We start from the raw sequence: 12,664 nt of genomic DNA, 5'->3' as shown, positions 1-12,664 counted from the left end.
ATTGCGTATCCTTATGCATTTTTAGTTTTTGATTTTAGCTTTGATTTAATAAGGCCTGATGGGCGGCTAATTGGTTTATTTCATCCAATTCAGTTTGACTTAAATGGACATCTGTTTGCACATCGAATAATGAAGCGTCTTGCTGATGTGCCATGGACTGTTTTATCGCATCAGTGAGCGCTAATAGGTTTTCAGCCTCTGTTTGATTCTCTGATGTTGCATTCATTTGGGTGTCGTCTGGTATTGGCTGTATCTCATCAAAACCTAGCTGCTGAATAAGCTTGTCATATGAATAAGTTTGCTGCATATCGATTGATAATTGGCTGGTTGACTCAATTGTTATTGTTGATAAACCTTCATTGGGCAGTGCTTGTTCCAACAACTCTTGCGCTACTGGGCTCATTTCATTGAATAGGGCTAAGTTATTATCGAGATGACTAAAAATAGGCTCTACAGTTTGAGCTTCAGCGTCGGTAATAGGCTGCGGATCTTGATATCCGTATTCAGGTTTACCGCTGAGTAATGGTTCAGACTCTGGTTGAAACTCTGGTTCAGATTCTGGTTCAAAGTTTGGTACAGATTCTGGTTCAAAGTTTGGTTCAAAGTCGGGCTCAGAATATAAGGTAAATTTATTGTAGTCATTGGACGCTACAGGGGGCATCGTATCTTGATGAATCGGTATGTCATCTGATATGACTGGTTCATCAATAGGTAAAATTGCGTCTATAGGTTGGCTTGATAATGGGTTACGCGACTGCTCATATTGATAACGAGCGACGGTTTGTTCCATTAACTCGATTTCAGCAAATACAGCTGCGGCAGTTGGAGTCAGGTTTCGATAGCCATGTTCATAATGCCGCACTTGCTCAAATTGTGCTCTTTCATGCATTTCTTGCATGATATCGAGCTGCATCATCTCTAGCGCTGCTTCATCATTAAATGGGTGGACTATCGGATCGTCGAGTTCCGTTGGCTGGGTAACCGTCATCGCCATTGCCATATTGAAAGCTGAAACGTAGGCGGCATTCGCTGCAAATGTATTGGCTGCAAATGCATTAGCCACAACGGCGTTGCTATCAACGGTAATGGTGATGGTTTCAAGCTCACCATCGGCCACATCAGAACCTAATGTCGCAATCGGATCGAGTGATAAGGTAATTGTTTCCCCGTCTGTCGCACCGCTTAATGTAAGCCCTGCGACATCTTCGATATTAACAATCCATTTGTTGCCTTGTTTTTCACCTTTCGAAAGCGTCATGCCATCCGATAGGCCAAGAATCGTTAATGTTGCGGTTTCATTTGGTGCAGGATTTTGCAGCTCTAAGCCCAAGTTTAAAGCGATATTGTCAGTTTGATTGGTCGTGAAGTCGGCAAATTGCGTCCAAATAGGCGGATCGACCTCTGGGGTTAATTCAATATCAAAGGACACGGTTTGACTTTGGCTTCTGTCGAGCTCTTCCGAGCCGAGGACTTCCGCTGTATCAATACTGGAAATTGCCATTTCAACATTGAGCGTACCAAAGGCAAGTTCACCAGGTAATATTTTGACTTCTGCTAAGCTGACTGCTTCAACAATTAAGCTGGCGATATATCCACCTGAACCATTAGCGGTTAAAGCGACAAATTGCCCATCAATTTCTACTCCTTCAAGGTCGACAAGGGCACTGGCGTCACTGGAGGTGATAAGAAAATCAACAACAAAGAATTCACTCCCATCGAGATTAAGTAGTTCTGCGGCAATTTCTACTCTGATGTCATCGCCCTCATTACCCGTATAATCGTCTGGAGCAGAAATGATTTGTACGCCATCTGCGATAGGGCTGACGCCAACAATAAAGTCCATTGAGGTAGTCACAAAATCATCTGTGCCTAACTCTTGGGTGATGATGGATAAAGACAGTGGCATATCACCGTTAAAGTTGTGTGGAGGCTTAACGACTATGCTATCTAGTTGATCGGGTGTGACAGTCCAATAGGTTGTCGGAGTACCATTGAGTTGACCGCCATCAGCGCCATTGTTTGGCAGAATGTGTAAATCACCACCTGCATCTTGGTAATAGACAGTCGCCCCTTCTGGCACGCCATTAAGAGTGATGTATTGCACCTCTGAACCATCTAAATCAATTAAGCCGATTACTGAGCTATTAATGCCACTAAGCAAAATATCGGTATCTTCTGAACCGTTGATAGTGATTAGGCCTGCAGGGATGTCAGCAGCGTCGGTTACAGGGTTTACATGAATCGTAATTGTGTCACTGAAATTGGTGGTATCGATGACATCTGCTGAGTCAATATCAGCGGTGTCACTGACTGCACCTGATATCTGTAACCTAAAGTCACCACTTAAATGCTCGGGAGGCGAAAATTGTAATAAGGCCAGCGCTGAATTTAATGCAGGATTGGTAGAACCTGTGAATTCCCATGTATCTGTGGTGCCAGACTTTAATTGGAATAATCCTGAGTTATCAATTAGCTGACCACCATCGAGCAGTTGTATGGTGAATAATTGGGCGGGATTATCAAGCACCACTTTTTCAACGCCACCATTATCAGCAGTTGGATCTAGATCCTCATAAGTAAGGAATAAGCCAAGTGGTGTCGGATCGTCCTCATCCATAGTATCAACTAATACATCCAACGAGAGGCCATCAGCGATAGGGGAGATATTAATATCCAGACTTTGGCTATCATCAACTAGGGTGTCACCACTGAGTGAGTCCGTTGCAATAATGCGAATAGGGATGACCATGTCTCCGGCAAAGTCGTCGGCAACATTGTGCAGTGTGAGGTTACTTAATGATGCTGTGGTAAAGACATATTCAATCACGTTTTCACCGCTGGCATCATAAAGTGCAATGACATCACTGCCAGTGAAATAGCCCCCTTGTGGGAGATCGCTAGCAAGCACTCTAAAGCTAATCACATCATTATTATCGCTCGTGATGGATAGGTTTAAGTGGCCAGTAAAACTGATGGCGTTATCTTCGATAGCCTCTACGGTCGTCGATTGCAGTGCCGTCACAGTTGAAGCTGTTGAGGTTGAAGTGGGTTGATCAAAGGTGACAAAAATATTGGCTGAAATAACTTCTGGGTCATCTCTATCTAGCACTCTGGCTTCTACAAGGATAGCTTGAAAGAGTGTGATGTGGTCACTTGATATGGTCATTCCTTCTAAAATCGCCAGTGATTGTTCTTGAACTGAGTCACTGGTCATATTATTGCTAGGAATTATCCATCGGCCATCACCGTCGTTAATTGCGCCATTTGGATGGGTGACATACCAGCCGTCAGCACTTGGCATAGTAATAACGATATAGTCGAGTACTTCAGAGCCATCAATGTCACCATCAAAAAACACAATATCATCGCCAATGGTAATTGGTTGGCCATCTGGACTATAAAGGACGGTGTTGTTCACCTGTAATCGTGTGATGCCTTCTACAACGGCATCGACTTCAATAGAAAGCTGACTCGCGATATCTTGAACCGACGTTTCTCCTGTATCAGAGGTGTCGGTAATTTGATAAATAACGTCTAATGAGAAAGTACCGTCAGCATCTTGTGGTGGCAGCACGGCTAAGCGTCCCGAGTTGAGTAACTCTATTAATGTTGGGCTAAATTCATCGGTAAGTTCAGATAGTAATAGGCCTGAACTGCCCACGGTTATTTCAGCGCCATCGAACAAGTAAATGATCCCCTCACTAGAAGGAAAGATCGTCATATCTGTGATGCTTTCACTACCGTCAATATCGGCTAATAAAGCCGGTATTAAACTCAGTACAATAGGTTGATCTTCTTTGCCATTGCTGGTGGTAGTTAATGTTGCGGATGTTTCATCAATTACTGGGGCAATATCAATATTGAGATTGAGTTCGTATTGCGCACTATCGCCATCTAATTCGGTGCTTTCGACAAATAGTTGTAAGTTAATTTGACCACTAAAATCTTCAGCGGGTCTGATTGACAGTGCAGATAACTCTGCTGCTGTAACGCTATAAATAGGTGCTGAACCGTCAAAACCGACTACGGGTAAATTAACAATCAGGCCATTGCTGTCGACAAAGTTTGCACCGTCAGGCAAGCCCACAATGCGTAAGCTTAAACTTTCTGAGCCATCATCATCTGAGCTAATTACCGTAAATGATAGCGGAATATCAGTGTCCTCATTGAACGCCGCCACTGAATTGATATTACCATCATTGGTAATTTCCCAGACTGTGGGATCTGAGGTGATGGTAGGCGCATCATTGGCGACACCGGTGAGAGCTACCGTTATGGTTTGTGAGACACTGTAATTAGGATTGGGATTGATAATACTGTCTACTGGATCGATACCATCTTGGGTAGTTTCTGTCGCATAGCTGCGAACCGAAATAGTAACGTCGCCAAGATTTGCAGAGCTTGCGTCTGCTAAAGGCACTAGCATGGCTTCTGGGCTGGCAAAAAGATCGTCTACCGAGACAGTCCACACATTGTTGCCTAAATGGATGGCGCTTGGGGCATCAATCTGCCAACCATCTGGTAAGGTTAATTCAAAATGGAGGCTTTCAGAGCCAGATGTATCGGTTAATTCGCCAAATAAAATTGTGTTTAAAGCGATAGGCTGATCTTCTTGACCATTGATATCACGAGTCACTAATGTGGGAGCATCAGCAATTGGGGTGACATTGATGGTGATTGTTTCATTGGTGCTTTGCGCAGTATCGCCATTATCAGGCTCAGTCGAGATTGCTCGGACATCAAAGCTATATTGGCCCGCTAAATTTTCACCGACTGTAGCTTGTAATAATGCTAATTCATCTGCACTGATTTCTTGGCCATTGGCGATAGAGAATTGCACACCTTCACTGTTTGTACTGGTGAGCTGAATACCTAGTGCAATATTGAAAATGACATAGGTCATGACCTCAGAGCCCTGAGCATCAATGCCAACGACATCCTTAGTACTGGCTGACAGGCTTATATTGAAAGCACCATCATCTTCATTGACATCATAGGTAAACTGGCTGGTGTTTTCCCATTCAGGTGTGTCGGCTACAGAGGCGATAGTCAACGGAACTTCAGTCGAGATTGACGGCTTGTTATTAATATTGACTGTGATTTCAGCGTTGATGGTTAAGGTTGCATCCGAGGCGTCTTCAGGAGGATGGAACACTAAGTCACCGCTAGGGATCGCTATACCAAGATTACTGATCAACAGATCTCCACCACTCAAGATATAGTTCCCATCGGCATCTAGGCTGACAGGTTGGCCATCTAATGTGAGTGTGCCACCTGCTAAAGATGCTTTGTTGATGACAATGCTTTGAATGATTTCCCCTTCATCAATATCGCCAGGCAAGGCGACGATAGATAAAGCCCCAGGTGTATCTTCGGTATAATTGGGGTTGAGCACCTTGATAGAGCCTGCTTTATCGTTAGCCGTGATGGTGAGGTTATCAATGACGGTATCACCATCAGTATCGGTGACATATACCTGAACCACTTCACTATAAAACAGTTCATCATATTCAAAAATCATACTGGTTACTGTGGCTTTACCATTGGCGGTAATCACTAACGTTCCGTACTTAACTCCGGTATCGGTAAAGAGTTCAACTGAATCGCCTGCAGAATATTCTGTGCCTTTGTATATAAATTTACTGACTTGTGCTCCATCAGCGCCTTGTTGTTTTTGATTAAACAAATTAACACTGTGGTCAGCATTGTTTTCTTCGGTAAAGGTGAGTGATGAGTCATGCTGAATGGGGACATCATCTTGAACATTGATATGTATCGTTTGACTGTTTGAGGTATCGCCATCGGCATCGATTGCGATAACGTCAAAGCTGATAGTTAAGGTATTTTCACCATTGCCATCAGGATGATCTATGGCCTCAAATTGCTCAAATTCAACTTTACCATTGGCGTTAAATCGCACTCTAAATACTTCACTACTGTCTCCGGCTCTAATGGCGGTATACCAGCCATTACCATCAGCAAAATTACTGAGTAATATTGACTGCCCATTACTGGTATAAGCCCCAAAAATAAAGCTGGGATCAAATTCAATACTACTAATATCATCACTGCCATTATCGATATTTAATACCGCACTGCTAAGGACGCTGTTGTTGTCGACTAGCTCACCTTCATCGATTGTTAAGATGAGCGAAGAAGGTAGACTTGGAGATTCTCCATCGTAAATATCGATAGAAATAATGGCGTTTATATCTGTGTTATCGCTGTCGGTTGCGACAACATCGACGTTGATTTTGCTTTCAACCCCCGAGCCTTCGATGTTATCAATTGGGCCTAACATACGCATTTCAAAATCAATTTGAGCTGTGGACTCGGCATCGATATGGATGTCTGTTGGCAGGCTCATTCTGAACACAACAGTACCGTCAGCTGTTTGTCCTTCTGCTGTTGCCCCGTCATTAGATATCACCCAATACACGAGTGACCCATTTTGAGTCATATCATTATTATCTGCATCTACAACCACGTCGCCATCGGTAATGGCAAATTTGATATCGACGATGGGGTCGCCTTTAGCACTGATATTAATAAAGCCACTAGCACGGTTATCAACGCCTGGAGTAACGCTAGGCAGCTCGCTAATTTGCACTGTGATACCAGTAATTTCACCTGCTTCATCATCTTTTACTGTCAACGTCATCGTGGCTTGTGTTGTATCGCCATCATTATCAGTTATGAATAAGCCAAAGTTGATGTCGTCAGTATCAATTTGATCAAAAGGTTGATGGAGCGTTGTTGTATAGCCATGAGATAAAGTGTCAGATTCAGTATTCCAGCCATTGTCGATCGCAATGGTAAATATTGGTTGAGCAGGATCGCCAGTATGTGCGGTCAGCGTTAATCCATCAGCGGATAAGTCAAATTGAATTACTTCACCGCCAACGGTGAGCTCAGGAAGCTGGTCAATATCAAACCCTAATGTGTCGATAGCATCGGCACCGACTTGAATATCAAACTGACCTGTTTGGGCAATAGGTGTTCCTATGAGATTTGTTTCATCAAAAATCAAGGTTTCAATATTATTGATAGCTGCATCATTGCCATCTTGTATGTTCCATTTAAGGTTACCTAAATCGATATGACTGCCATCAATATCATTGGCATCGATTAATGTGGCTAATTCCAGTGATTCAGCACTGTAATGATCTAATGGCCTAGTTAATGTCATTACCGCTGTCACATCGACATCATCGCCATTACTGACAGCAGAAAGAGATAAGGTAAATACAGTGACTCCATTTGCAGATGCAGTGATGGTTTTAGCATCTGGACTGAGGATATAACTGAGACCGTCGCCATTAGATGTTAGTTCTAATGCGGTTAATGGGATTAACGATAAACTACTAAACACCACAGAACTGGCGACGATGGAGTCTGAACCTGCGGAAATGGTAAAAGAGCGTGAGTCTGTATTAGGGGAGTTGATAATCGCTTCAGCAGTCGAAAAGCTGGCATCACTCATGTTACCAATTGCACCGTCAGCGATGATAATGGTACTGGTTGCAGATGCAATACTGCCGTCAAAGTCCGTAACTGTGTAGTCAAAACTTATGGATTGTTCTACGGTGTTATCTAGATTGTCACTTGCCTCAAATCGCCAAAAGCCATTGTATAAAACCGTTAATTCACCTTTACCCGTATCAATAACAGCTGGAGAGCCTTCTAATACGGGGTAATCGATGCCATTAAATCTGACGGTTTCGACGACCAGTGGGCCTTCGATAGTATAATCGTTACTGGTTATCGAGCCCATCATAGCGGTATCTTCAATGGCTGTGAAGTGATCGTCAATGGCTAATTCAGGGGTATCTTTTACATGCAGTATGGCGTAAGTAATGATTTGCTCAGTTGTGCCATCTGTATCCGTTTGAAGCCCCTCAACTCGAATTAATGTGGATAAATTGCCTGTAGCAGGGTTATCCAGCGTTTGATAAAGGGTAACGTCGAGTTCGGTTCCGATAAGCGTCGCTTCAAGGACGAGTTCGTTATCTCCATCCCTAAAAACTTGGAAAGACAGGCCGTTTGGCGCGATCACAATCGACAAGTCTTGGCCATTAGATTGGTTTTGTAAAAGGAAGGATTGGTCAGTTGATAATGTCAGGTCGGCATTAGGAATATCAAAACTAAACTGGGCACTTGTTTGATTGTTAATGTTTAACACTAACTCATATAAATAACCATCATCAGGAATATCTAAATACGGCATTTCATCTGTAGCGGTATTCCCTGCAAGGTCGGTTACACTGACACTCATCTGCCAACTTACACGTTGATCTAATCCATCTACATCTAAGGTTTCATCAAACTCCCAAGTGCCATCGGCCTTAACATCAGTAGTAAATGTTTTGGTGGTGACTCCATCAGTTAGCGTTAGACTGACTGTTTGGCCTTCTTCTGCACCTGTTGTGGTACCAGATAAAGATGATTCTCGACCATAGGTAAATAATCCGACGTCAAACCCATCTGCGCCAGTATCGATATCAATGGTTACTTGAGTATCAATAACAAGTTGATCCGTTGCGCTGGCGGTATTTCCCGCGGCATCGGTTGCCGTTGCTGATGCTGTTAAAATACCTTCAACAAAACCTAATGCGGCTAGATCTTGCGCTGAAATGGTCCACGTACCGTCACTATTGACCGTGGTGATGATGCTGGTGGAAGTATTATTCGCATCCGTCAGCGTGACAGTCACATCTTGTCCTGCTTCAATATTAGTGACGGTTCCGCTAACAACGACGGCCAAAAGCTCAGTTTGGTTAATGATATCGTCGTTATCTATGATGTTAATTGTGATGACTGCTGTGGTATCAACGGTTAACTGAGTTGTCGCAGTGGTAGGGTTGCCAGCATCATCGTTAACACTTGCTGTGACTTCTAAAGAGCCATCATCAAAACCTGATAAGTCTTGAGCTGCAAGTTGCCAAACTCCAGAAATGACTTGTGTGGTTAACGTTAGACTATGGCCTTGATTATCGGTAATGATAACGGTGACGGTTTGGTTGTCTTCAACATCGGTTACCGTGCCCTGAATAACCACTTGTGTCATTTCAGTGGCGTTAATGACACCATCATTATCAAGGATTTCAACCGTGATATCGGCAAGAATATCGACAGGTAACTGAGCAGTGGCAGTAGCAGGGTTACCTGCAATATCGTTTACGGTTGCTGTGACCTCTAAAGAGCCATCATCAAAACCTGATAGGTCTTGGGCTGGTAATTGCCAGATCCCACCATTGACTTGAGCTGTTAACGTGAGGCTATGACCTTGGTTATCAGTGAGATTTATCGTTACGGTTTGACCATCTTCGATATGGGTAACCGTCCCTTGAATCACCACTTGAGCCATTTCGGCGGCATTAATCACGCCATCGCTATCAATGATTTCAACAGTGATTTCGGCAAGGGTATCTTTGGCTACGGTGTTGTTACCAATACTTGGATTGCCTTCAACGTCAATGGATAAGGCTCTTAGGCTGAGTTCACCTTCAGCTAGTGAAGATAAATCTAGATTATCTAACTGCCATTGGCCATCAACAACTGTGGTATTGAAAATAAGGCGTAAGCCATTAATATCGGTGACCCATACAAGTACGTTCTGACCATCTTCAATATTAAGTGCTTCACCTCGTAAAGTCGTTGTGGAGACTTCAATTGCATTGAGCGTATTGTCATCGTCGACAGCTTCTATGGTGACAGCAGCAAGGGAGTCTTTGGTGACAATCGTAGAGGTTGAGGCTGGGTTACCTGCGATATCAACGGTGCTAACGGCAAACTGGATATCGCCATCAACGAGTGAAGAGATATCGCCATTATCAATTTGCCAATTTCCCGCTGTGATAGTGGTGGTAAAAGTTAACGATGTACCCAAAGAGTCAGTGACGATAATCGTCACGCTTTGGCCATCTTCAACATCATTGACTTGCCCTGAAAAATCTAGCCGTAGCATTTCAAAACGATTAATAATGTCATCACGGCCAGTGTCGACGTCGATATTAATGTCAGCAAGAATATCAACAGGTAACTGCGTTGCTGCCGTTGCAGGGTTACCTGCAAGATCGCTTACCTGCGCAGTTACGAACAGTGACCCATCATCAAAACTTGATAAATCTTGCGCAGCGAGTTGCCATTCTCCGTTTGAGACTATCGCGGTTAACGTTAGTGTATTACCTTGATTATCAAAGAGCAGTACGGTGACCGTTTGGCCATCTTCAACATTCGTCACAGTCCCTTGAATCACCACTTGAGTCATTTCAGCGGCATTAATCACGCCATCATTATCAATAATTTCAACACTAATACTTGCTAGGGTATCAATCGGGAGTGGTAATGATGAGCTTGCAGTATTTCCTGCAATATCTGTGACGGTGGCGGTTGCCACTAACGAGTTTTGATCAAAGGCTGACAGATCTTGTGAAGGTAGGGCCCAAAGTCCGTTAATCACAGAGGTTGTTATCGTTCGTGTGTTACCTAAATCATCGGTTAAATTGATGATAACAGTTTGACCATCTTCTACATTCGCTACGCTACCATGAAAATATACGTTAGTGATTTCTGTTGAATTGATAACACCATCATTATCCAGAAAATCGATACTAATCTCTGCGGTGGTATCGACTGGCATCGATGTCGTCGTCGTAGCAAGGTTGCCAGCGATATCACTGACTTCAGCGATAACGATTAGAGTACCATCATCAAAATGACTTAAATCTTGGGCAGGCAATGACCATTGGCCATTAATGACAGTGGTCGTGAGTGTTAATGCATTGCCGTGAGCATCACTTACTCTTACTGTGACGGTTTGGCCATCTTCAACTTTAGATACACTACCTTGTATGCCGACTTGTGTTTGTTCTGCTGCATTGATAACGCCATCATTATCGATAATGTCAACGGTGATCCCTGCTTGGGTATCTTTGATAATGGTATTACTACCAAATGCTGGGTTACCTTCAGCATCAATTGCCACGGCATAAAGGTGCAATACCCCGTCTGCTAAATCTGAAGCATCTAAGCCTGATAAACTCCAGATACCATGAGTGACTTCTGATGACAGGGTGAATACTTGCCCTAAGCTATCAGTGATGGTGATGAAGATCTTTTGCCCATCTTCAATATTATTGGCAATACCAAAAATAGTATTGAGGTCATCAATTTCTTGCTGGTTTAATAGGTTGTCTGAGTCAATGACATTAATGGTGACATTGGCGATGGTATCTTTAATCACTGTAGTTGAAGCACTGGCTGGATTGCCTGCTAAGTCTGTTGTATCGACATCAAATCGCAATTCTCCATCAACTAAAGCTTCAATATCAGCTTTATCTATTTGCCAAGCGCCATTAATAACTTGGGTGGTAAAGGTTAATACTTGGCCATTGATATCTGTAATTGTGATGGTGACAGTCTGGCCATCTTCGACATCAACCACACGACCTGAGAAATCGAGCTTTTTCATCTCGAACCGATTAACAAATTCGTCATTGCCTGTATCAACGCTAATATCAATATTCGCAAGGGTATCAATAGGATCTGTTGTAGTGGCAGCAATAGGGTTACCCGCTATATCAATAACTTCAGCGGTTGCTGTGAGTGAACCTTGATCAAAGTCGGAAAGGTCTTGAGCATCAAGCTGCCAAGCACCACTCATTACCGTGGTTGACATTGTGCGAGAATGACCGCTGGCATCAGTTAACGTCACAAGCACTGTCTGACCATCTTCGACGTTAGTGACGTTACCTTTGATGGTGACAGATATAATTTCTGCAGCATTGATAACATTATCATTGTCTTCAATTTCAATGGTAATGCTGGCGAGGGTATCTTTAATGGTTTGATCAGTTGCTGGTGCAGCTTCACCTTGATAGGTTGGTGCACTGATTTCTGCGGTAATCAGTCCTTCAGCTAGGGTTGATATATCAAGCCCATTCACTTGCCATGACTCATTCATCACCAATACTGACAATACAATTTGCTGACCCTGGATATCCGTTAGCGTGAGCTGGAGTACTTGCCCATTTCGAGCATCGAGTGCTTGGCCATTGATATCGACCGTAGGGACTTCAAACTGGTTTAAATAGCCGTCGTTTGCATCTTCAATATTGACAGATAAAGTTAACGTTAAAAAAGTATCTTGGCTGCCAACAAGGGAATTGATTGAGTCAGTAGAATTGAATTGTTCATTGCCTTGAGTGTCGTAACCAGATTGGGCAATGAGCGCATTATATCGAGTTTGAATGATTTGGTAGAAGTAGTTAAGCCCGCTATTACTGACATTATTACTGTTCTCGCCAGAAGTATTTGAGCTGATAGAAACGGGTTCAGTCGAACTATCTTGAGCCGGGCTATTTTGTAGCCCTTCGTCTTTGGCTGAATTAATCAGTAATGAATTAGGCAGCAAAACGCTTTGTTGGTCGACAACAATATAAGGGGCGCTGTCTGCATTAATAAAAATACTTTCAGCATTGACGTCATGAATGGTTAATTCATTGCTGACGTTATCTAGCGTAACCGCATGCCATTGACCATCGTTCGCTACAGCGAAAATGCTTGAGCCAATTTTAACGTAGTACAACACATCTACACCATCAACAATCATTTGCATTCCTTAATTTCAATCCATTGTTGTCAGTAATCAAATACGTTTACC

Annotated in this window: 1 protein-coding gene; it reads right to left on the bottom strand. The window is 43.1% G+C overall.

The genetic code is table 11. From position 1 onward, the window contains the following. Positions 1 to 34: 34 nt before the first annotated feature. Positions 35 to 12,613 (bottom strand): adhesin, encoded by a 12,579-nt coding sequence (locus tag ACGEDC_RS06070; RefSeq protein ID WP_394497113.1) that lies wholly within the window; start codon positions 12,611 to 12,613, stop codon positions 35 to 37. Between the last annotated feature and the right edge of the window lie 51 nt (positions 12,614 to 12,664).

The organism is Shewanella sp. ENK2, from assembly GCF_043568515.1.
GTDB lineage: Bacteria > Pseudomonadota > Gammaproteobacteria > Enterobacterales > Shewanellaceae > Shewanella > Shewanella japonica.
Note: the sequence above shows the minus strand (reverse complement) of the source record. Positions and strands in the feature narration are given on the sequence as shown.

Bases quoted from the DNA above. Each gene is read 5' to 3' on its own strand.
- ACGEDC_RS06070 (WP_394497113.1), bottom strand. From the start codon at position 12,613: ATGATTGTTGATGGTGTAGATGTGTTGTACTACGTTAAAATTGGCTCA.